The following is a 22,619-nucleotide window of genomic DNA, read 5'->3' as shown; positions in this document are numbered from 1 at the left end:
AAAGGTTGCAGCTGTGCAAGTGATAATCATTCTCATTGAAGGAAGACGCAAAGCGAACGATAAGGTTCCGCCGCGGACATGTATCCAAAGTATCGTCAGCGATGATTTACATCACAATGTCGGATATCAACCCGGTTCCGCAATCACCCGGTCTTGATGCGCAGGACAATATCCTGGTCGTAGTTCCCGAATCCCTTGCCGAAGATATTGACCCCGCCGGGATGCTTGGCGTTTTCCTTCACGCCGATCCTCACCCGGATCGAATGGTGACTCTTGAGATCGAGCGCATCGAGGCTGACCTCGGAAATCCTGACACCATCGACATAGGTTCCGTCGCTGGAGATCCGCCAGTTCTTGAGCTTGCCGTATTGCGAACCCTTGAGCTTCCACCACGAAGGCGTGAAGACGCCGCGCTTATCGCCGAAATCGCCGGGTGAGGTCCAGGTGCCGACATCGACGCCATTGATCGTCAGCGTAATGTCGGATGGCCAGTCTGCGCTGGTGCCCGGCACTTCCGAGCTCAGTTCCATCGCCACTTCGATCTCGGCGATATCGGCATTGGCGAGCTTGGCATTGTTGGGAAACTGGTACTCGACATAGCCGCGGGTAAACCAGGCCAGCCCGGCCTTCATGCGGTCCGGATCGAGGAACGAATTCGGCACATCGAGAAGGCCGATAATGCTATCCGGCGAACAGAGGCCGCATGGCGCCGTGACTTCGAAACTCGTGTAAAGCCCGAGTGGCATCGACACTTCGATCGCATCGTTCTTGACGCGGCGATACTCGCTTTTGAAAACGACCAGCACTTCCTCGGCGGTCGGATAGCAGATTTTCTGGCTGCCCTTGCGCGCCTTGCGGTTCTCGGTGCGGATCAGCCCGGCATCCTCGAGAACCTGCACATTGGTGGAGACGGTCGATTGCGGCAGCGACAGTTCGGCGGCGATGTCGTTGACATTCATCGGCCCCTTTTCATGCAGGAGCTTCAGCATCAGGACCCGCCCATGCGACGCGAGGCCCTTGAGAACGGCGATGTCTTCTTCGGGGTCGATGACCAGGAAATTGCGGCTCATTCTGATATGAAATTCGAGTGGCGACCACCTTCTATATCAGCTAATCTGATTTGATCAATGTCCCAGCCAAACTGGCCGCATGCGGGGAAATATGAGATGCCGCGCTTTGCCGCCAATCTGAGCATGATGTTCAACGAGCTGCCGTTCCTCGATCGCTTCGCCGAAGCCGCGGAGTGCGGCTTCGAGGCCGTCGAATTCCTGTTTCCCTACGATTTCGATCCGGAGGAAATCGCCCGCAAGCTCGAAAATGCCGGGCTCAGGCAAGTTCTGTTCAATATGCCGCCCGGCAACTGGGATGCCGGCGATCGAGGACTTGCAGCCCTGCCCGGGCGGCGCGACGAGTTCCGCCGATCGGTCGCCACGGCGCTGCGCTATGGCCGTATCCTCAAGGTACCCAATCTTCACATGATGGCCGGCATCGCATCGCCGGATGACCCGGTAGCAATCGCCTCGTACCGGGACGCTCTGCGCTTTGCCGCCGATATGACGGGCGAGGCCGGCATCGGCCTCCTTATCGAGCCGCTGAACGCCCGCGACATGCCGGGCTATTTTCTCAATCACTTCGATCGTGCCATCGCGTTCATCGAGGAACTCGCCCATCCCGCGCTCAAGCTGCAATTCGACATCTATCATCGCGAGATCCTGCATGGCGGCGTCATCGCTTCCCTCGAAAGGATGATGCCGCTGATCGGCCATGTCCAGGTCGCCTCCGTGCCCAACCGCAACGAACCCGGCAGCGGCACGGTCGATGATTTCGCGGTCTTCGAAGCATTGGATGCGCTCAGCTATGCGGGCTGGGTGGGCTGCGAATACCGTCCCGCCGGAAGCACGCGCGACGGGCTCGAATGGCTGGAGCGCGCAAACAAGACATAAACGTGAAATTTTTGAGAAAACGTTTTCTCATATTGACTTGCGAAGTGATAAAAGGTTTTCTCACCCTGGATTTGGGAGGAAACCACACTGAACGCGCAGCGCATCAAGGGCAGTCGAGTAACCATTCATGACCTGGCAAGGGCTGCCGGCGTCAGCGTTTCGACCGTGTCCAAGGCGCTCAACGGCAATGGCCGCATGGCCATCGAAACCCGCGAACGGGTCAAGCGCATATCAGGCGAGATCGGCTTCCGGCCCAATGCGCTCGCTCGCGGATTGCTGAGCAATCGCAGCTTCACCGTGGGCCTCCTGACCAACGACACCTATGGGCGCTTCACGCTGCCTGTGATGGCCGGGATTTCAGAGGCGCTGGTCGATCACGGCGTCTCGGTTTTCCTCTGCGCGATCGAGGACGACCCCGCGCTCGCCAAGATCCATGTCGATGCCATGCTGGACAAACAGGTGGACGGCATCATCGCGACGGGTAAGCGGATCGACAAGTCTCTCCCTGTCGATCTCGCTCACCTGCCGGTGCCTGTCGTTTATGCCTTCACAAAGGGTGCCCCCGACAGCGCAACATTGACCTCCGACGATGGCCACGGCGCGGTGCTCGCGACGGAATGGCTGTTGAAGCTGGGGCGGAGACGCCTCGTCCATATTACGGGCCCGACGAGCTTCATGTCCGTTGGCGAACGTGCCGATGCATTCCGCCAGGTCGCGGGCAAGGACGCCACCGTCATGCATGGCACATGGTCCGAGACCTGGGGTCACGAAGCCATTGCCAGCATCTGGAACGGCGCCGGCGAAAAGCCGGATGGCATTTTCTGCGGCAACGACCAGATCGCGCGCGGCGTGGTCGATGCGTTGCGCGAACGTGGCGCCAACGTTCCCACCGACGTCTCGGTCATCGGCTTCGACAATTGGGAGATCGTCGCCGATCAGACCCGCCCGCCGCTCACCACGGTGGACATGAACCTCAAGGAACTCGGCAGGCAGGCAGGGCTGATGGTGTTGGCCCTCGCCGAAGGCAGGACCGTGGAACACGGCCTGCGCCGCCTGCCCTGCAAACTCGTCGTCCGCGATTCCTGCGGAGGCAAACGAATCTAGCTGGAAGAAGGGGTGCGGGAGGACGCAACCCCAAACATGGGAGGAATGACAATGTTGAAGAGATTACTGGCGGCAACGGCCCTGCTTTCGGCCGTCATGATCAGCTCGGCCTCGGCCGAGACGATCAATATGTGGGTGCGATCCGGCATCGGCGATTCCTTCAAGGAAGTCGTCAAGGCCTATAATACCAAGGGCGGCGATACGGTCGAGATGACCGAAGTGCCCTTCGCCGAACTGGTGCAGAAATACGCGACCGCCATCGCCGGCGGTCAGGCGCCGGATGCGCTGTCGCTCGACCTGATCTACACGCCCGCCTTCGCGGCGGCCGGTCAACTCGAGGATCTCAGCGACTGGGCCAAGGCGCTACCCTATTTCAATTCGCTCTCGCCCTCGCATGTCAAACTCGGCACGTACGAGGACAAGATCTACGGCTTGCCGCTCTCGGTCGAGACCTCGATCTTCGCCTGGAACAAGGACCTCTACAAGAAGGCCGGCCTCGACCCTGAAAAGGCGCCGACGACCTGGGAGGAAATCACCGCCAATGCCGAGAAGATCCGCGCACTCGGCGGCGACACCTATGGCTTCTATTTCTCCGGCGGCGGCTGCGGCGGCTGCATGATCTTCACCTTCACCCCGCTGACCTGGGGCGCCGGCGCGGATATCCTGTCCGCCGACAGTAAGACCGCGACGCTCGATACGCCGCAAATGCGCAAGGCCGTCGAGATCTACCGCAACCTTGTGGCCAAGGACACGGTGCCAGCGGGTTCGCAGAGCGACAACGGTGTGAACTTCCTGACCTTCACCAATGGCAAGATCGGCCAGCAGAGCCTCGGCGCCTTTGCCATCGGCACGCTGGTGACCCAGCATCCGGAGATCAATTTCGGGGTAACGCTGATCCCGGGCGTCGATGGCAAGCCTTCGTCCTTCGCCGGCGGCGATAACTTCGTCGTCACCAAGGGCACGCCAAAGCTCGAAACGGTCAAGAAATTCCTCGAATATACCTATTCGCTCGAGGGGCAGAAGATCCTGGCCAAGTATGGCAGCCTTCCCACCCGCGGCGACATCGCCGACCAGGTGCTGGAAGGCCTTGATCCGCGCCTGAAGGTCGGCATCGAGGCGATCGCGGTCGCCAAGACGCCCTATACTCTGCAGTTCAACGACCTGATCAATTCGTCGAACGGCCCCTGGGCCACCTTCATCAACGCAGCGATCTATGGCGACGATGTCGATGGCGCATTCGCCAACGCGCAAGCGGAAATGCAGTCGATCATCGACGCTGCACAGTAAGCGTCAAGAAGTTGTTCCGGGAGTGCCATGGGCATTCCCGGATCTCCCCTTGGCTCATTGCGGACTTGGACATGCTGAACCGTTGCAGACCCTCTCATTGTGCGTGGGACACCGGCGCCAACGCCTGGCTCCCTCTTCTCCCCTTGGGGAGAAGTGCCGAGCGTATGCGAGGCGATGAGGGGTTCTCAGCGTCATATGCGACGTTTGTGAGAACCCCTCATCCGGCCTTCGGCCACCTTCTCCCCAAGGGGAGAAGCGGGAGCGTGTTGCGCTGTCACGCCTTTCCCTTTGACCGCATCGCAGGGCCAGTCGGATCATGACGTTCACAGCCATCGCATCAACAACGTCCAAGCGCCGCCCCCGGCGCAATTCAGGTTGGCGCGGGCTCGCCTATATCGCCCCAGCCATGGCGCTCGTGCTGATGTTCTTCGTGGCGCCGGTGCTGTTCACCGTGTGGATGAGCTTTCATAAATGGCCGCTGCTCGGCGTGCCGGTCTTCAATTGGGGCTCGAACTACACAAGGATGCTGAGCGACACGCGCTTCTTCTCCGCCTTGGGTTTCACCGCCTATTACACGATCATCGTCACCGTCGCGATTTTCGTCATCGCCTTTCCCTTGGCGATCTTCGTCGAGAAACAGAGGCCATTGGTCTCGACATATCGCACGATCATCTTCCTGCCCGTCGTCGTCGGGCTGGCATCGGCCTCGCTGCTGTGGGTGTGGCTCGCCAATGTCGATAGCGGCCTGTTCGCGCCGCTATTCCAGATGCTGGGATTGACGACGGGACGGCTCAATCTTCTCGCGAAGTTCGACACGGCTTTCCTCACCATCATCGTCATGGTGGTGTGGAAGATCGCCGGCTTCACCATGATCATCCTGCTGACCGGATTGCAGGCGATACCCACCGAACTCTCGGAAGCGGCCCGCATCGATGGCGCCAGGCGCTGGCAGCGCTTCCGCTATCTCACTTTGCCGCTGATGCGCCGCACGCTGGCGCTGGCGCTGATCCTGTCGGTCACCGGCTCGATCCTTGCCTTCGACCAGTTCTACATCATGACCTCGGGCGGCCCCCAGAACAAGATGATCTCGGTCGTCTACTACATTTTCAACCAGTCCTTCGTGTCCTTCAATCTCGGTTATGGCGCGGCCTTGTCGATCATGCTGCTGGCGATCCTGATGGCGATCAGCGTGGTTCAGCTCTGGCTGCTGCGTGTCGGAGACGAACGCCCATGAGCACGCCAGCGACGACACTCGATACCCGCCGCGAGACCCGCGCCCGCAAGGCGCTGTGGGACAGGATCGCCTATCACGGCATCGGCATCGGCACGTGCTTCTTCTTTCTCGCGCCCTTCGTCATCACGCTGCTCGCATCCTTCCGGACCAACCAGGAATCGAGCTTGCCACCGCTGCCACCCTGGCCGACATCGGGCATCAGTATCGATGCCTATCGGGCGCTTGATGGCTTTGGCTCCGGCATCTGGCAGCATACGATCAATTCGCTCGTCGTTTCCATCGGCACGGTGCTGCTGACGGTCGCCGTCAGCGTGCTCGCCGGCTACGGCTTCTCGCGCTATCGGTTCCGCTTCAAGAACGTGTTCTTCGTGCTCATCATCGCCACGCTGATGATCCCGTTCCAGTCGATCCTGACGCCGCTGTTCATCATCCTCGCCAAGCTCGGGCTCAACAATTCCCTGTTCGGGCTGATGCTGGTCTATGTGACGCTGCAGCTTCCCTTCTCGGTCTTCATGATGCGCAACGCCTTCGATGCGGTGCCGAAGGAGATTGAGGAAGCGGCCCGCATCGACGGCGCGCGAGATTTGCGCCTGCTGGTCCGTGTCCTGCTGCCGCTGGTCATGCCAGGTATTGCCACGGTCTCGATCTTCGCCTTCCTCAATGCCTGGAACGAATTCTTCGCAGCCCTGATCCTGCTGTCCAGCAACGAGAATTACACGCTGCCGGTGCTGATGACCGCCGTGCGCGCCGGGCGCCTCGGGGCGATCAACTGGGGCGCGGTACAGGCCGGCGTGGCCGTCATGGTCGTGCCCTGCCTCTTCGTCTTCCTCCTCCTCCAACGCTATTACATGCGCGGGCTGATGGCCGGCGCGGTGAAATGAACCTTCAGAATGGATGCACTGATATGAGCAAGAGAGACCGCCAGTTCCGCCCCGTTGCCGTTCCAGATGTCGATCTCGGCGGGTTCTGGGGCAAATGGCAGGATGCCGTGAGCGACTCCACAGCCGAGATCCTGCTCGACCGTTGCGAGGCGGCCGGCATGATCAAGGCGATCGACGTCAACCAGCCGAGCCCCGGCGTCGTCATCCCGATCCAGCCCTGGGGCGGCACGACGCAGATGTTTTGGGATTCCGATCTCGGCAAGTCGATCGAGACCATCGCCTATTCGCTCTACCGCAAGCCCAATCCCAGGCTCGAAGCGCGCGCCGATGCGATCATCGACATGTACGAGCGGCTGCAGGACAAGGACGGCTACCTCAACGCCTGGTTCCAGCGCGTCCAGCCGGATCGCCGCTGGACAAACCTGCGCGACCATCACGAACTCTACTGCGCCGGCCACCTCATGGAGGCCGCCGTCGCCTATTACCAGGCCACGGGCAAGCGCAAGCTGCTCGACATCATGTGCCGTTATGCCGATTACATGATCACCATCTTCGGCCACGGCGAAGGTCAGATCCCCGGCTATTGCGGCCATGAAGAGATCGAGCTGGCGCTGGTCAAGCTCGCCCGTGTGACCGGCGAGAAGAAGTATCTCGAACTCTCGAAATACTTCATCGACGAGCGCGGCACCGAGCCGAAATTCTTCACCGCCGAGGCGATCAGGGACGGCCGCGACCCGGCGAACTTCATCCAGAAGACCTATGAATACGGCCAGGCGCATCAGCCCGTCCGCGACCAGCGCAAGGTCGTGGGCCACGCCGTCCGCGCCATGTATCTCTATTCGGGAATGGCCGACATCGCCACCGAATACAAGGACGATAGCCTGACCGAGGCGCTCGAGGCGCTGTGGGACGACGTCGTCACCAAGCAGATGTACATCACCGGCGGTATCGGCCCCTCGGCCAGCAACGAAGGCTTCACCGATTATTTCGACCTGCCCAACGAGACCGCCTATGCCGAGACCTGCGCCTCGGTCGGCCTCGTCTTCTGGGCCAACCGCATGCTCGGTCGCGGCCCGGACCGCCGCTATGCCGACATCATGGAACAGGCGCTCTACAACGGCGCGCTGCCCGGCCTTGCGATCGACGGCAAGACCTTCTTCTACGACAACCCGTTGGAGAGTGCCGGCAAGCACCATCGCTGGACCTGGCATCACTGCCCCTGCTGCCCGCCGAATATCGCGCGCCTCGTCACCTCGATCGGCTCCTATATGTATGCGGCCTCAGACGATGAAATCGCTGTGCATCTTTATGGCGAGAGCACGCTGCGCTGCGAACTCGCAAATGGCGCCAAGGTGACGCTTAAGCAGACGACAAACTATCCCTGGGAAGGCACCATTGCCTTCACGACGGAGCTTGCGGAAACGGCGCGCTTTGCGCTGTCCCTCCGCATTCCAGAATGGGCGGACGGCGCCACGCTCAGCGTCAACGGCACCATGGTCGATCTGGCTGCCAATGTTACCGATGGCTATGCGCGCATCGAGCGTGAATGGGCCGATGGCGACCGGGTCGCGCTCTACCTGCCACTGGCGCTCCGGCCGCAATATGCCAACCCCAAGGTCCGACAGGATGCCGGCCGCGTGGCACTTATGCGCGGCCCGCTCGTCTATTGCGTCGAGACCACGGACAATGGCCAGGATCTCAGCGCCATCGTCCTGCCCGCCGATCTTCCTGCGGCGGAAACCCTCGTTCTGGACGACCTCCACAATGCCGTGGCAGTCGATCTTCCGGTCGAGCGCGAGGACGGTTCGGATTGGGGCAAATCGCTCTACCGCAATGCGCCGGCAAAACGGGTGAAAGACATGGCGCGTTTCGTGCCCTATCATCTCTGGGACAACCGCGCGCCCGGCGAAATGCTGGTCTGGGTGCAGTCGGAGAAATAGGTTCCATGCTGATGGCGAACGGGATGAACAGCACCAGCGTTGCGCTCCACGATGTGCGCAAGAATTACGGCAGCCTGGAAGTCATCCACGGCATCGACCTGACCGTCGGCGAAGGCGAATTCGTCGTCTTCGTCGGCCCGTCCGGCTGTGGCAAGTCCACACTGCTGCGCATGATCGCGGGGCTCGAAGAGGTGACGGACGGCGAGATCGCCATCAAGGGCCGCGATGTTACCGATCTCGATCCATCCGATCGCGGCATCGCCATGGTGTTCCAGTCCTATGCGCTATACCCGCATATGAGCGTGCGCGAAAACCTCGCCTTCGGGCTCAAGATGGCGAACACGCCGCAGGCCGAGATCGAGCGGCGGGTCGCTCATGCCTCCGGTATCCTCAAGATCGATCCGCTGCTCGATCGCCGTCCGGGCCAGCTTTCCGGCGGCCAGCGCCAACGTGTCGCCATCGGCCGGGCAATCGTGCGCGAGCCGGATGTCTTTCTGTTTGACGAGCCTCTTTCCAATCTCGATGCCGAACTGCGGGTCTCGATGCGCATCGAGATCGCCCGCCTGCACCGGCAGCTTGGCAACACCATGATCTACGTCACCCACGACCAGACCGAGGCAATGACGCTGGCCGATAAGATCGTCGTGCTGCGCGACGGCAAGGTCGAACAGGTCGGCACGCCACGTCAGGTCTATGAGGATCCGGCCAATGTCTTCGTCGCCGGCTTCATCGGCTCGCCCCGGATGAACCTGCTCGAAGCCGAATGGGCGGGCGACGGCAAGGTCAGCATCTCGGGCACCACGGTGGACGCGCCAATTGATGCCTTGGGCCTGATGCCGGGCGGCAAGCTCCTGCTCGGCATGCGGCCCGAGCACATGACGGTCACGGCAGCCGGGCCGGATACTATCAAGGCCAAGGTGGATTTCTCCGAATATCTCGGCGGTAACCGCTTCCTCTATTGCCAGCTCGACGACGGCCAGAACCTCACCGTCGAACAGCGCGACGGCCCGGATATCGCACCCGGCGAGATCCTTCATCTGACGGCACCACTCGATCGCCGCCGCTTCTTCGCCACCACCGGTGAACGGCTGCGATAGGTCCTTCGCGCCCACACTTGGAAAGACGCCCGCAATCTGCAATCCTTAGGGCGGATTGAGAACGGCCGTCGCCGCTCCGTGGGAGAGTGAACCTGAGGAACGCACATCGAAGCATTCTCGCGCTTATCGGCGTGCTGCTTGCCGCGGCGATCTTCGTCGTCGGCTGGGGCATTCCGTTCGCGACCGTGCATTTCATGAACGAAGCCTCGCTTCAGGCCAACAGCGCGCTCAGGCTGGCGGTCTCGGCTCTGTCGGGCCAGCTCAAGCGCTACGAGCCACTTCCTGCACTGATCGCCGACCACGACAACATCAAGGAACTCATTTCAAAACCCCACGATCCGGCGCTTCGCGACGCCGCCAATCTCTATCTCAAGGAAATCAACGCGCTGCTGCGCTCGTCGGACATCTACGTCATGACGCTGGATGGCGAGACCATCGCCGCCAGCAATTATAATGAGCCGACGAGTTTCGTCGGCGAGAATTTCAGCTACCGGCCGTATTTCCAGCGTGCGGCGGAGGGGCATCAGGCACGCTTCTATGCGCTCGGCACCACCTCGGCCAAGCGCGGCTATTATTTCGCCTCGCCGGTCAAGCTCGCGGGCAAGGTCGCGGGCGTCATCGTCTTCAAGGTCGATATCGATGCGATCGAAACCTCATGGCGTGGCGGCGAATACAAGATCATCGTCCACGATCCGGAAGGCATCGTCTTCATGTCGGGCAGTCCCGCCTGGCTCTATTCCGGCATCATGCCGCTGACGAAGGAGCGTCTTGAGCGCACGGCGGCCTCCCGCCGCTATTCCGATGCGGTGCTGAAGGAATTGGCTGTCCGTCGCTCGCAAATGGCCGATCACGCCCTGATGACGATCGACAGCGCCGAGAACGGCGCGGAATATCTGGTGCTTTCGCAATATATGCGCGAGGCAGACTGGACCGTCAGCGTGCTGCTGGACACGCGATCCGTCCATTCCCAGGCGCGCACCACCATCGTGGCGCTGCTGCTGTTTCTCACCCTCGCCGGTGTCGTACTTACCGTGATGTTGCAGCGGCGCGCGCGGCTGAAGGAACAGATGCAATCCGATATAAGCGCCAAGGCGGAGCTCGAACGGCGCGTCGGGGAGCGCACTGCAGACCTCGCCCGCGTCAACCGCCAACTGCACAAGACCCAGGCCGATCTCGTCCAGGCTGGCAAGCTCGCCGGTCTTGGCCAGATGTCGGCGGCGCTCTCCCACGAGCTCAACCAGCCGCTGGCGGCGGCCAAGACCTACGCCGACAGCGCCGCATTGCTCATCGACCGCAAGCGGACGGATGAGGCGCAGGACAATCTCCGCCGCATCTCCAACCTCATCGATCGCATGGCCTCGATCAGCCGGCACCTGCGCAACTTCGCCCGCAAGCCGAACGAGAAGCTCGGCGCGGTCGCGGTCGAGGACGTGCTGCACGACACGCTCGAAATTGTCTCGACGCGCCTTGCCTCCGCGAAGGCCGAGCTCGTCAGCCAGCTTGCCCCCTCATTGATGGTCAAGGCGGGATCGGTCCGGCTGCAGCAGGTACTGGTCAACATCATCTCCAACGCCGCCGATGCTGTCGAAGGCCTCGGCGATCGCCGCATCCATGTCTCGGCGGAGCGCGCAGGCGAACGGGTGGTGATCGAGATCAGGGATCACGGCCCCGGTGTGCCGCCGGCGATCGTCGAGCGCATCTTCGATCCCTTCTTCACCACCAAGAAGGTCGGCGCCGGACTGGGGCTCGGCCTCTCGATCTCCTACAACATCATCAAGGATTTCGGCGGCCATCTCGTCGTTTCGAACCACCCGGAAGGCGGCGCGGTGTTCAGGATCGAGCTCGATCCGGCAACCGAAGCCCGCGAGGCTGCGGAATGAGTGATCCGACCGTCCTGCTCGTCGATGACGAAGAGGAACTGCGTCTGGCGACCGCCCAGGCGCTGGAATTGCAGGACCTGAAAGTCGAACCCTTCGCCACCGCCGAGGATGTGCTGACCCGTATCAGCTACGGCTTCTCAGGCGTCGTCGTCAGCGATATCCGCATGGAGGGCATGGATGGGATGACGCTGCTCCAGCGCATCCGCGAGATCGATCATGACATCCCCGTCATCCTCGTCACCGGCCATGGAGACGTCCAGCTTGCAGTCAAGGCAATGCGCGAGGGCGCCTATGATTTCCTCGAAAAGCCGTTTGCCGCGCCGGTACTCGCCGGCATCATCGGCCGCGCGATGGACCGGCGCGCGCTGGTGCTGGAAAACCGCCGTCTGCGCGCGGCCGCCGGCAAACGCGACGATATCGAGGTGCGGCTACCCGGCCGTACGCCCATCATGGTGGACCTGCGCTACCGCCTCCGCGCGATCGGCGCCACGGATGCCGATACACTGATCATCGGCGATACCGGTACAGGCAAGGAAGTCGTGGCGCTCGCTCTGCACGATATCAGCGCCCGCGCCGGCCGGCCGTTCATCGTCATCAATTGCGCAGCACTGCCCGAAACGCTGATCGAAAGCGAGCTCTTCGGCCACGAGGCCGGCGCCTTTCCCGGCGCCATGCGGCCGCGCTACGGCAAGTTCGAGCACGGCCGGGGCGGCACAATCCTGCTCGACGAGATCGGCTCGCTGCCTATCGACCTGCAGGCGAAATTCCTGCGTGTCCTGCAGGAGCGCACCATCACCCGCCTCGGCTCGAACGAGAGCGTGGCGCTTGACGTGCGCTTCATTGCCACGAGCAAGGTCGATCTGGAGGCGGAGGTCGCCGCCGGGCGTTTCCGGCCGGACCTGCTCTACCGCCTCAACGTCGCAACCCTACGCGTGCCATCCCTGGCTCAGCGACAGGCGGACGTCCCCCTGCTCTTCCTTCAGCTCGTCCGAGAGGCATCCGCCCGATATGGGCGAGAGCCGATGGATGTGCCGCCGGAGGTGATATCCGACATTGCCGAGCGGGATTGGCCCGGCAATGTCCGGGAACTGCGCAATGCCGCCGATCGGCTGGCGCTGGGGCTCGATATGCGAATGGGCTCCGCCGCGTCGGACGACGAGAGGGAAAACATCCGCCTCGCCGACAAGGTCGGCGCGTTCGAACGCCAGATCATCGCCAGCACCATCGCCGCCCATGGCGGCAGCCTGAAACCCGTCTACGAACAGCTCGGCATATCGCGCAAGACGCTCTACGAGAAGATGCAGAAATATGGCCTAGACAAGCGGCTTGGCATCGGCGAGCCGGAAGACGGCTAAGCTGGATGGGTGGATTTCCACACACCCTCTTTGCCTATTGAGGCCATTTCCACCCATGGCGACGCCTAAACATCAGCCGGCTGCGCTTTTTGTGGCCTCCGCAGTTGCGCAACCCTCTGCTTACGAAACAATGAGCCATCCACGATCGGCATGGGAGGAGCCTTGCCGGCTGGCAGACATCTTGACGGGAGGAACCCATAGATGCTTTTCAAATCTCTCTTCGCCGCCACCGCACTCGCTGCAACCCTTATCGCGGGCGCAGCCAATGCCGAATACCCTGAACGCACCATCACCATGGTCGTGCCCTTCGCGGCCGGCGGGCCGACCGATACGGTCGCGCGCCTTGTCGCCGAATCCATGTCGAAGGATCTCGGCCAGCAGGTCATCGTCGAAAATGTCGGCGGTGCCGGCGGAACGCTCGGTGCCGGCCGTGTCGCGAGTTCCGATCCGGATGGCTACACGGTTCTGCTCCACCATATCGGCATGGCGACATCAGCCACGCTCTACCGCAACCTGGCTTACAAGCCGCTCGAAGCCTTCGATTATGTCGGCCTCGTCACCGACGTGCCGATGACCATCGTCGCGCGCAAGGATTTCGAGCCGACCGACCTCAAGGGCCTGGTCGACTATGTGAAAGCCAACGCCGACAAGATCACCGTCGCCAATGCCGGCCTCGGCGCCGCCTCGCATCTCTGCGGCATGATGTTCATGAGCGCCATCCAGACGCCGCTCGTCACCGTTCCCTACAAGGGCACCGGCCCGGCGATGACCGACCTTCTCGGCGGCCAGGTCGATATCATGTGCGACCAGACCACCAATACAGCCAAGCAGATCCAGGGCGGCACGATCAAGGCCTACGCCGTGACTTCGGCCAAGCGTCTCGACATCTTCCCCGATCTGCCCACCGCGGTCGAAGGCGGCCTGAAGGACTTCCAGGTCGGCATCTGGCACGGCGTCTACATGCCGAAGGGCACGCCCAAGGAAGCGATCGACAAGCTCAACGCCTCGCTCAAGAAGGCATTGAAGGACCCGAATGTCGCGGCACGCTTCGCCGAACTTGGCACCGCGCCATCCCCCGATGCCGATGTGACACCTGAAGCCCTCAAGGCCAAGCTCGAAAGCGAAATCACCCGCTGGAAGCCGATCATCGAAGCGGCCGGCCAATATGCCGACTAAGCGCCGATAGCAGCTTCGTCTCCGTCGCCTTTCCCGCCCCATAGGCGGGGAAGGCCGCCGGTGAAGTGCAATGCGTCCCACCGGATACTCCCGGCCGGGACCAATCGCTGGGGACATCATGAACAATCTTTCATTCGACCGGACGAATGCGCTTTGCGGTATCGTCTTCATCGGCGCCGGCCTGTTCTTCGTGGTACAGTCGCTCGGCTTGGAACTGGGCACCGCCGTCCGCATGGGCCCCGGCTATTTTCCGCTGCTGCTCGGCGGATTGCTGGTTCTTCTCGGCGTGGTCATCCTCGTCCAGTCGTTCCGTGGGGAAGGCGAGCCCATCGGCCATCTCGCGTGGCGCGGCATGCTGTTCATCCTGCCGGCGCCAGTGTTCTTCGGCCTGACGGTGCGCGGCCTGGGCTTCGTACCGTCCCTGTTCATCACGGCCTTCATCGCCTGCTTCGCATCCGAACGCATGACCCCGCTCGGCGCGCTGATCCTCTCGACCGCGGTCACCATCTTCTCCGTCGCCGTCTTCAGCTATGCGCTCGGCCTGCCCTTCGAGCGTTTCGGCCCCTGGGTCAGGTTTTAGGAGGCGATCATGGAACTCTTTGACAATCTCTGGCTCGGCTTTGCGACCGCAATGTCGCCCGAAAACCTGATGTTCTGTCTGATCGGCGTCCTGCTCGGCACGCTGATCGGCGTGCTCCCCGGCATCGGCGCCACCGCAACCATCGCCATGCTGCTGCCGATCACCTTCCAGCTCTCTCCGGTCTCTTCGCTCATCATGCTCGCCGGCATCTATTACGGCGCCCAGTATGGCGGCTCGACCACGGCCATCCTGATCAACATGCCGGGGGAATCATCATCCGCGGTGACAGCGATCGATGGCTACCAGATGGCGCGCAAGGGCCGTGCCGGCGTCGCGCTCGCCACGGCGGCGCTCGGCTCGTTCTTCGCTGGCACGGTCTCGACCTTCCTCGTCGCGATCTTCGCGCCGCCACTGACGGCGGTGGCCTTGGAATTCGGCGCCGCCGAATATTTCTCGCTGATGGTCGTCGGCCTCGTCATGTCGGTCGCGCTCGCCCATGGTTCGATCGTCAAGGCGCTCGCCATGCTCATCCTCGGCCTGCTGCTCGGCCTTGCCGGCAGCGACATCTATACCGGCGCACCCCGTTTCACGCTCGGCATCAACGAGTTCGCTGATGGGCTGAACTTCGTCGCCGTTGCCGTGGGTGTCTTCGGCGTCGCCGAGATCCTGCGCAATCTCGAAAACGAGAGGGGCCGATCCGTGCTCCTCAACAAGGTCGAGGGCCTGATGCCGACGCGAGAGGATTTCCGGCGCATGGCCTGGCCCATCCTGCGTGGCACCGGCATCGGCTCGATCCTCGGCATCTTGCCTGGCGGCGGCGCGATCCTCGCGGCTTTCGCCTCCTACACCGTCGAGAAGAAGCTGTCGAAAAACCCGCAGGAATTCGGCCATGGCGCCATCGAAGGCGTCGCCGGACCTGAATCGGCCAACAATGCCGGCGCGCAGACCTCGTTCATCCCGCTCCTCACGCTCGGCATCCCGGCCAATCCCGTCATGGCGCTGATGATCGGCGCGATGATCATCAAAGGGATCGTGCCGGGCCCCAACGTGGCGATCGAACAGCCGTCGCTGTTCTGGGGCATCATCGCCTCGATGTGGATCGGCAACCTGATGCTCGTCATCCTCAACCTGCCGCTGATCGGGCTCTGGGTGAGGCTGCTCAAAGTGCCTTACTTCGTGCTCTTCCCCATCATCATGGCCTTCTGCTCGATCGGGGTCTACAGTGTCAAATCCAACGTCTTCGATCTCTACTCGGTCGCCTTCTTCGGCTTCATCGGATACGTCTTGGTGAAACTCCGCTGCGAGCCGGCGCCGCTGCTGCTCGGCTTCGTGCTTGGGCCGCTGCTCGAGGAAAATCTCCGCCGGGCGATGATCCTGTCGCATGGAAACGCCGCGACCTTCGTGACGCGCCCAATCAGCGCCGGCCTGCTCCTGCTCGCAGCGTTGATCCTGATCATCGTGTTCCTGCCGAGCATCAGGTCCAAACGCGAAGAGGTGTTCCAGGAGGAGGAATGATCGCGGGCGCGGCGCATAAGTCATGATAAGTTGAGCCCGGCATCACTGCCGGGCTCATTCATTTCTTGTCATCCGCGTGTCATCCATGTGTCATGGCGGATCGCTAATCACGGCCCGTAAAGTGAACTTCCGAACCCGCGAGGATTCCCATGCGCACATTTCTAGCCGCCCTTGCCGCCGCCACCATGCTGGCTGGCGCTGCTCACGCCACCACCGTCTATCCGCTGGATCGCGCGACGATCCTCGTCGGCTCGCCGTTCGACTTCAAGGTCGAGCTCGAAGGCACCGTAAAGCCGGAAGATGTGAAGATCACCATCAATGGCCAGGATGCGAAGACCGCTTTCGGTGCCGATTATGAGTTCATCGCCGACGAAAAGGGCAAGGAAGACAAGAGCCTCGGTTCCGCCGTCATCCTGCGCGGCGCCAAGATCGCCACGGCTGGCGCCTACAAGGTCGAAGTGACTGCTGGTGCTCAGACCAAGACCGTGACATGGGATGTATACGCCACCTCCGCCACGCCGAAGGCCAAGAACGTGATCTTCCTGCTCGCCGACGGTCTCTCGGTCGCGCATCGCACCGGCGCCCGCATCATGTCCAAGGGCATGACCGAGGGCAAGGCCAATGGCCGCCTCAATATGGACGACCTTGATCACATGGCCTTCATCGGCACGTCTGCCACCGACTCGATCGCGACGGACTCTGCCAACACCATGTCGGCCTACATGACCGGCCACAAGACCGCGATCAACGCGCTCGGCGTCTATGCCGACCGGACCCCGGCCACTCTCGACGATCCGCGCGTCGAAACAATTGCCGAAGCGATCCGCCGCACGACCAAGAAGTCGATCGGCGTCGTCGCCACCTCCGAAATTGAAGACGCGACGCCGGCCGCGGTCGTGGCCCATACCCGCAAGCGCGGCGACAAGGCCGACATCGTCGGCATGATCTACGACGTCAAGCCGGATGTGATCCTGGGCGGTGGTTCCGCCTACTTCCTCGGCAAGGACGTTCCCGGTTCCAAGCGCAAGGACGACAAGGACTATATCGCCCTGTTCAAGGATGCCGGCTACGCACTGGCGACCGATAAGACCGAACTCGAGGCGGCTGCCAAGACCAATACCGGCAAGATCCTCGGCCTGTTCCACACCGGCAACATGGACGTGACGCTCGACCGCGACTTCCTCAAGAAAGGCAGCGTCGAGAAATTCCCGAACCAGCCGGGCCTCAAGGACATGACCAAGGTCGCGCTCGACGAACTCTCCAAGAATCCGGAAGGCTTCTTCCTGATGATCGAGGGCTCTTCGATCGACAAGATGTCCCACCCGATGGACTGGGACCGTGCCTTCTATGATACCATCGAGTTCGACCAGGTCGTCGGCATGGCCCGCGAATTCGCCAGGACCCATCCGGACACGCTGATCGTCGTCACCGGCGACCACACCCACGGCGTCTCGATCATCGGCACCGTCGATGACGAAAAGCCGGGCACCGAAATGCGTGAAAAGGTCGGCACCTATGCCGAAGCCGGCTTCCCGAACTATGAAGACAAGAACGGCGACGGCTTCCCCGACAAGGTCGATGTGACCCGCCGCCTTGCCACCTTCTCAAGCAACTTCCCGGATTATTACGAGACCTTCCGCCCGAAGATGGATGGCCCGTTCGAGCCCGCGATCAAGAACGAGAAGGACGAATACGTCGCCAATCCGGCCTACAAGGACATCCCCGGCGCTGTGCTTCGCGTTGGCAACATGCCGCGTACCGCCGACAGCGCCGTCCATGCCGTGGACGACGTTGTGCTGCAGGCGACCGGCCCAGGCGCCGAGCTGTTCAAGGGCTACATGGAAGAGAGCGACGTCTACAGGGTTCTCGCCGATGCCTTTGCACTCGGCTCTGAAAAGAATATGTAATCCATTCCTGGGCTATTTTCCGGGCGGTGCAAGCCGCCCGGAAATCGTATTTCAGACGAAGGAGATGACCATGTCGATTGGCGCGGGGATAAACGCAATTCTCGATTCACGGCTCGACCGTCGTGGCTTCCTCACCACTCTTGTCGCCGCCCCGCTCGTGGTATCCGCAAGCACCACCCGCGCTGCACCGACACCGCTCACCTTCGATGAACTCTACGGCAAAATCAGCGTGCTGGGCCTCGAATATTCCGCCAAGGTCAAGGCCCTCGCCGGCAGTCAGGTCCAGATGAGCGGCTTCATGGCGCCGCCGCTCAAGGCCGAAGCGAAATTCTTCGTGCTGACCGAAATACCCATGTCGATCTGCCCGTTCTGCTCGACCGATTCCGACTGGCCCGACAATATCGTTGTGATCTATCTCGACGAGAAACAGACATTCGTGCAGCCCGGCACCCGCATCGATGTATCAGGCACGCTGGAAGTCGGCTCCTGGACCGATCCCGAAACCGGCTTTCTCAGCCGCCTGCGCCTGCGCGGCGCCAATTATTGGGCTGTCTGAGCCGATGCTGTCGCTCAGCCTCACCGAGATATCCGTATCTTATCCAGGTCTCCCCGCCCCGGTGCTCGCCATCGATGAGCTGGCAATTCCTGCCGGCGGCCGCGTGGCCATCACCGGCGCGTCCGGCTCCGGCAAGAGCACCTTCGTCAACATCATCACCGGCCTCGAACGCACCCGCCAGGGAACGATCGACTGGCGCGGCACCGACATCGCCACCCTATCCGAGAGCCGGCGCGACCGCTGGCGCGCGACGAATGTCGGCCTGATCATGCAGGATTTCCATCTTTTCCCCGGCCTCTCCGCACTCGACAATATTTTGCTGCCGGCCCGGCTCGCCGGTGCCGCATCGTCCGATATCGTCAAACGCGCGCACGAACTCCTAAGACGCACCGGGCTCTCCCGTCCCGATCAGCCGATCGAGACCATGTCGCGCGGCGAGATGCAGCGCGTCGCCGTCGCCCGCGCATTGCTGCGCAAACCCGGCGTCATCGTCGCCGATGAACCCACGGCCAGCCTTGACGTCGAGAGCGGCGAGGCCGTCGGCTCACTCCTGATCGAGCTCGCGGACCAGGAAAACACCACGTTGATCGTCGTCTCCCACGATACCCGGCTGACCGGTCGCCTGTCGCGCCGGATCACCTTCAATGCCGGCCGGATCATCAGCGATAGCACTGCCCTGGAGGCCGCGGCATGATCCGTTTCATCATCGCCGATCTCCGCAAATACTGGATCGGCTCGGCCGTCATCGTGCTGATCGTGGCGCTGGCCGTTGCGCTCGGCGTCGCCGTGACCTTGCAGGAGCGCGCGCTCCGCCTCGGCAGTGCGCATGCCGCCGACAAGTTCGATCTGGTGATCGGCGCAGCCGGCAGCGAGAACCAGCTGGTTCTTTCCTCGGTCTTCCTGCAGGCTTCGCCCCTGCCGCTGATGGATGGCGCGGTGCTCACCAAACTTGCCGCCGACCCGCGTGTTGCCTGGGCGGCACCCATCGGCTTCGGAGATTCCTTCGAGGGCTACCCGATCGTCGGCACGACCACGGTGCTGGTCGCCAAGCTCGCCGACGGACTGGCCGAGGGCACGGTCTTCGCGAAGGAAGGCGAGGCGATCATCGGCACCAATGTCGATCTCGCGCTCGGCGACGAGATCAAACCCATGCACGGCACCGCCGAAGAGGGCGGCCAAACCCACACGGAACTCGCCTACCGTATTTCGGGTCGATTGAAGCCGACCGGCACCGCCTGGGATCGCGCCATTCTGGTACCGATCCAAGCCGTCTGGCACATCCACGGCATGGGGCATGAAGAGCACGAAGATCACGACGCCGAGACGCCGGAAGCTACGCACGTAGACCATGAGCACCATGATGAGGCGCAGGCGGACGCACCGATCGATGAGCATTGGGGCGCCGAAGTGCCCGGCCTGCCGGCGATCCTCGTGAAGCCGAAGACGATCGCCGACGCCTACAAGCTGCGGCAGGAATACCGCGCCAACGCGACTGTCGCTGTCTTCCCCGGCGAAGTCCTGACTCGACTCTATGCGACGCTCGGAGATGCCAAGCGCGTGTTGTTCGCCGTCGCGGCCGGTTCACAGGTTTTGGTCGCCGCCTCGTTACTGCTCGTCACCGTCATGCATGTCGGCCAGCGCCGGCGGCAGATCGGTGCGCTCCGGGCATTCGGTGCCCCCCGGCACGCATTGTTTGCCATTGTCTGGCTCGAACTCTTCGCCCTGGTGCTTGTCGGCATCGCACTCGGCTTCGCTCTCGGCTATGCGGCCGCGCGTGCCATCTCCGATCTCGTTTCCGAGGGTAGCGGCGTCAGCATGCCGGTCGGTTTCGCCACCGAGGATATGACGTTCCTCATCGTCCTCACGCTGTTTGCTGCATTGATTTCGGCGATGCCCGCTATTTTCGCCTATCGCCAGTCGCCCGCCGCCGCACTCCGCGCATGAGGCCTGCGTTTCCGCGTGATTGCGGTCATGTCACTCGTCGTCTGAAAGATGGTTCCGGACCGACTTCTGTAGTTGATCCATAGTGCGGATAAGCGTGGAAACTGCACTCTGGTCGATGTCCGCCATCAGCTCGTGGATCCACAACCCATGAGCGCGGGCCATTTCGGCGAATGCCAGGCGTCCCGCCTCCGTCAGGCGGGCCACGGTGACACGCCGGTCATCGCCCGGTGTTTCCCGGAATATCAGGCCATCCTCTTCAAGCCGCGCGACAAGGCCGGTGATGTTGCCGTTCGTCACCATCGTCCGCTTGGAGATTTCCCCCAGCCGCAAGCCCTCGGGCTCTCGATAAAGCTGCGCGAGCAGATCGAATTGCGGCAGCGTCGCGCCGAACTCCACACGCAGCCGACGGCGAATCTCCTGCGAGATCAGCTTTGTCGTCGAAAGCATGCGGAGCCAGACCCTCAGCTCCTGCTTCTTGCTATCCATCGGATCATGAACAGCTATTTCCAGATCAACCGCCACGCTGCTGCACCCTGGTCCTATCACGAGATTCGTTTGAGCTTAAAGTAATGCCGTGAAACGGCACGTGTTTCAATCTCTGCATAGCACCCTCACTTTCCCACCAGTATATTTGCCAGCATGAAACCGGAGCCGGCACCGGTCCCGGCACCCGGCCAGGTCGATGCTCCGCACATGTAGAGCGACGGCACCGGTGTCTTGTAGCGGGAGTAACCGGCGACCGGGCGGAAGAGGAAATTCTGATCGAGATGGTGCGAGCCGGACAGGTTGTCGCCGCCGACGAGATTCGGATTCTCGCGCTCAAGATCGACCGGCGAGAACACCGAACGGCCGAGGATCTTCGCACTGATGCCAGGCGCATAGGAGTCGAGAATGCCGATGACACGATCCGCATAGGCCTCCTTCACCTCATCCCAGTTCGTGCCTGAGATCTCGCCCTTGGCGTCGCCGCGAATCGTTGCCGGCAGGACGCGAACCTGAACCCAGAGAACGTGCTTGCCTTCAGGGGCGCGGCTCGGGTCGAGCGCGGTCGGCTGGCCGACGACCAGCGCAGGCTCCACGGGCAGCAGGCCTCCGACCGCCTCGGCATAGACGCGGCTCATCATCTCGAGATCGGGCGCCACATGGACATAGGCAAAGCGCTTGAGTTCCTCACCCGCCTTCCAGTCCGGCAGCCCATCGAGCGCGAGATGGATCATCATCGTTCCCGGACCGGCCCGGAATTTGGCGATCCGTGCATCGAATTCGGCGCGCGCCGGATCTGGTGGCAGCAACGTGCCGAACACGAGTTGTGGGTGGGCGTTGGCGATCACCGCCTTGCGCGCCGTCAGCACGCGACCATCGGCGAGCCGCACGCCCGTCGCCTTGCCGCCACTGGTTTCGATACACTCGACGGCATTGCCGAGAATGAGTTCGCCACCCCTCGATTTCAGCAGCGACGTCATCGCCCGGATGATCGTATCGGCGCCGCCCTGCCCGATCACCATGCCGAACGCCTGGTTGGCCATGGATTCGAGATAGGGAAACAGCGCGCCACCGGCGACGTCGGGTGCGAAATCGAGATGCAGCCCCCAGGCCGCCATCATCGTCTTGACTTTGGAATGCTCGAAGCGCGCATCGAGGAAGTCGCGCGGCGAGGATAGGAGAAGCTTCAGTGTGTCATAGAGCCAGCGCGTGCCGCGGCCCCGCCATGCCTTCCATGCGACCTTTGCGGCTGCGAGGGAAGGCATCGGCGAGCCAAGCAGCCCGAAAATATGCGGCGCATCGGCACCAAACTCCGCAAGCATCGCCCGCCATGCCGCGGCGTCCTTTTCGGAGAAAGCGGCGATGCGACCGGCCGTCTTTTCGAGATCAGTGCTGACGCCGAGCCAGGTCTGATCGCGGAACACGCTGGCGAAGCAATCCGCCGCCGGCACAAAGCCGAGGCCATGAGCGAACAGATCATCCTTGTTCTTGTTGAAGAATGCCGATCCCGCAAACATCGAGAGGTTCATGGGACAGAGATCGTGCCGGAAGCCGGGCTGCGTCACCTCACGCGTCTTGACGGCGCCACCGGGCTCGGCATTTGCTTCGACCACAGCGACCGACCAGCCCTTTGAAGCGAGTTCGATAGCTGCGGCAAGGCCGTTATGGCCGGCACCGATGACGATGGCATCGTAATTCATGGCCCCATTCCCCTTATTGTCGCTGGTTTCATATGCA

General features: G+C 62.2%; 19 protein-coding genes. 16 read left to right on the top strand and 3 right to left on the bottom strand.

The window, feature by feature from the left end; translation table 11 throughout:
* Positions 1–143: 143 nt before the first annotated feature.
* On the bottom strand, positions 144–1,070 hold the full coding sequence (locus tag ACSQ26_RS27515) for an ArsR/SmtB family transcription factor (protein WP_436014620.1): 927 nt from the start codon (positions 1,068–1,070) through the stop codon (positions 144–146).
* Between the two features lie 96 nt (positions 1,071–1,166).
* On the opposite strand from ACSQ26_RS27515, the gene otnI reads away from it, so the two are divergent.
* The 16 genes from otnI (at position 1,167) to ACSQ26_RS27435 (ending at position 20,399) form a co-directional block, all read left to right on the top strand.
* Positions 1,167–1,943, top strand: coding sequence for a 2-oxo-tetronate isomerase (otnI, locus tag ACSQ26_RS27510; RefSeq protein ID WP_436014618.1), 777 nt, complete (start codon positions 1,167–1,169; stop codon positions 1,941–1,943).
* A gap of 102 nt (positions 1,944–2,045) precedes the next feature.
* Entirely contained in the window at positions 2,046–3,047 is a 1,002-nt protein-coding gene (locus tag ACSQ26_RS27505) for a LacI family DNA-binding transcriptional regulator (RefSeq protein ID WP_436015495.1), read from the top strand.
* A gap of 51 nt (positions 3,048–3,098) precedes the next feature.
* Positions 3,099–4,334, top strand: a complete 1,236-nt coding sequence (locus ACSQ26_RS27500) for an ABC transporter substrate-binding protein (RefSeq protein ID WP_436014616.1) — start codon at positions 3,099–3,101, stop codon at positions 4,332–4,334.
* A gap of 316 nt (positions 4,335–4,650) precedes the next feature.
* A complete protein-coding gene (locus ACSQ26_RS27495; protein WP_436014614.1) occupies positions 4,651–5,568 on the top strand; it encodes a carbohydrate ABC transporter permease in 918 nt (305 codons plus the stop codon).
* The gene (locus ACSQ26_RS27490) at positions 5,565–6,449 is read left to right on the top strand and encodes a carbohydrate ABC transporter permease (protein WP_436014612.1); all 885 of its coding nucleotides are present in this window, start codon (positions 5,565–5,567) and stop codon (positions 6,447–6,449) included. The genes ACSQ26_RS27495 and ACSQ26_RS27490 overlap by 4 nt, the downstream gene beginning before the upstream one ends.
* A 23-nt stretch (positions 6,450–6,472) precedes the next feature.
* Positions 6,473–8,389: a glycoside hydrolase family 127 protein gene (locus ACSQ26_RS27485; RefSeq protein WP_436014610.1), complete on the top strand. Its 1,917-nt coding sequence runs from the start codon at positions 6,473–6,475 to the stop codon at positions 8,387–8,389.
* An 11-nt stretch (positions 8,390–8,400) separates the two neighbouring features.
* The gene (locus ACSQ26_RS27480) at positions 8,401–9,486 is read left to right on the top strand and encodes an ABC transporter ATP-binding protein (RefSeq protein ID WP_436015494.1); all 1,086 of its coding nucleotides are present in this window, start codon (positions 8,401–8,403) and stop codon (positions 9,484–9,486) included.
* Positions 9,487–9,572: 86 nt separating this feature from the next.
* Positions 9,573–11,366, top strand: coding sequence for a sensor histidine kinase (locus ACSQ26_RS27475; protein WP_436014608.1), 1,794 nt, complete (start codon positions 9,573–9,575; stop codon positions 11,364–11,366).
* Entirely contained in the window at positions 11,363–12,721 is a 1,359-nt protein-coding gene (locus tag ACSQ26_RS27470; protein WP_436014606.1) for a sigma-54-dependent transcriptional regulator, read from the top strand. Before ACSQ26_RS27475 ends, ACSQ26_RS27470 begins: the two co-directional genes overlap by 4 nt.
* 201 nt (positions 12,722–12,922) lie before the next feature.
* Positions 12,923–13,897 carry a tripartite tricarboxylate transporter substrate-binding protein gene (locus tag ACSQ26_RS27465; RefSeq protein WP_436014604.1) on the top strand — a complete coding sequence of 325 codons (975 nt, stop codon included), beginning with the start codon at positions 12,923–12,925 and terminating at the stop codon, positions 13,895–13,897.
* 118 nt (positions 13,898–14,015) lie between these two features.
* On the top strand, positions 14,016–14,477 hold the full coding sequence (locus ACSQ26_RS27460; RefSeq protein WP_436014602.1) for a tripartite tricarboxylate transporter TctB family protein: 462 nt from the start codon (positions 14,016–14,018) through the stop codon (positions 14,475–14,477).
* A gap of 9 nt (positions 14,478–14,486) precedes the next feature.
* Positions 14,487–15,992 (top strand): tripartite tricarboxylate transporter permease, encoded by a 1,506-nt coding sequence (locus tag ACSQ26_RS27455; protein WP_436014600.1) that lies wholly within the window; start codon positions 14,487–14,489, stop codon positions 15,990–15,992.
* Positions 15,993–16,141: 149 nt separating this feature from the next.
* Complete coding sequence (locus ACSQ26_RS27450) at positions 16,142–17,899, top strand: alkaline phosphatase (RefSeq protein ID WP_436014598.1); 1,758 nt, start codon at positions 16,142–16,144, stop codon at positions 17,897–17,899.
* Between the two features lie 88 nt (positions 17,900–17,987).
* Positions 17,988–18,455 (top strand): hypothetical protein, encoded by a 468-nt coding sequence (locus tag ACSQ26_RS27445; protein ID WP_436015493.1) that lies wholly within the window; start codon positions 17,988–17,990, stop codon positions 18,453–18,455.
* Positions 18,456–18,459: 4 nt separating this feature from the next.
* Positions 18,460–19,149: an ABC transporter ATP-binding protein gene (locus tag ACSQ26_RS27440; RefSeq protein ID WP_436014596.1), complete on the top strand. Its 690-nt coding sequence runs from the start codon at positions 18,460–18,462 to the stop codon at positions 19,147–19,149.
* Positions 19,146–20,399 (top strand): ABC transporter permease, encoded by a 1,254-nt coding sequence (locus ACSQ26_RS27435; protein ID WP_436014594.1) that lies wholly within the window; start codon positions 19,146–19,148, stop codon positions 20,397–20,399. Before ACSQ26_RS27440 ends, ACSQ26_RS27435 begins: the two co-directional genes overlap by 4 nt.
* Before the next feature lie 30 nt (positions 20,400–20,429).
* Here ACSQ26_RS27435 and ACSQ26_RS27430 read toward each other — a convergent pair whose 3' ends face one another.
* Complete coding sequence (locus ACSQ26_RS27430) at positions 20,430–20,885, bottom strand: MarR family winged helix-turn-helix transcriptional regulator (RefSeq protein ID WP_436015492.1); 456 nt, start codon at positions 20,883–20,885, stop codon at positions 20,430–20,432.
* 125 nt (positions 20,886–21,010) lie between these two features.
* Positions 21,011–22,582 carry a phytoene desaturase family protein gene (locus tag ACSQ26_RS27425; RefSeq protein WP_436014592.1) on the bottom strand — a complete coding sequence of 524 codons (1,572 nt, stop codon included), beginning with the start codon at positions 22,580–22,582 and terminating at the stop codon, positions 21,011–21,013.
* Positions 22,583–22,619: the final 37 nt, after the last annotated feature.

This window comes from Rhizobium sp. LjRoot254, assembly GCF_964254105.1.
In the GTDB taxonomy this organism is placed as follows: domain Bacteria; phylum Pseudomonadota; class Alphaproteobacteria; order Rhizobiales; family Rhizobiaceae; genus Rhizobium_E.
This window is presented reverse-complemented; position numbering and strand designations above follow the sequence as displayed.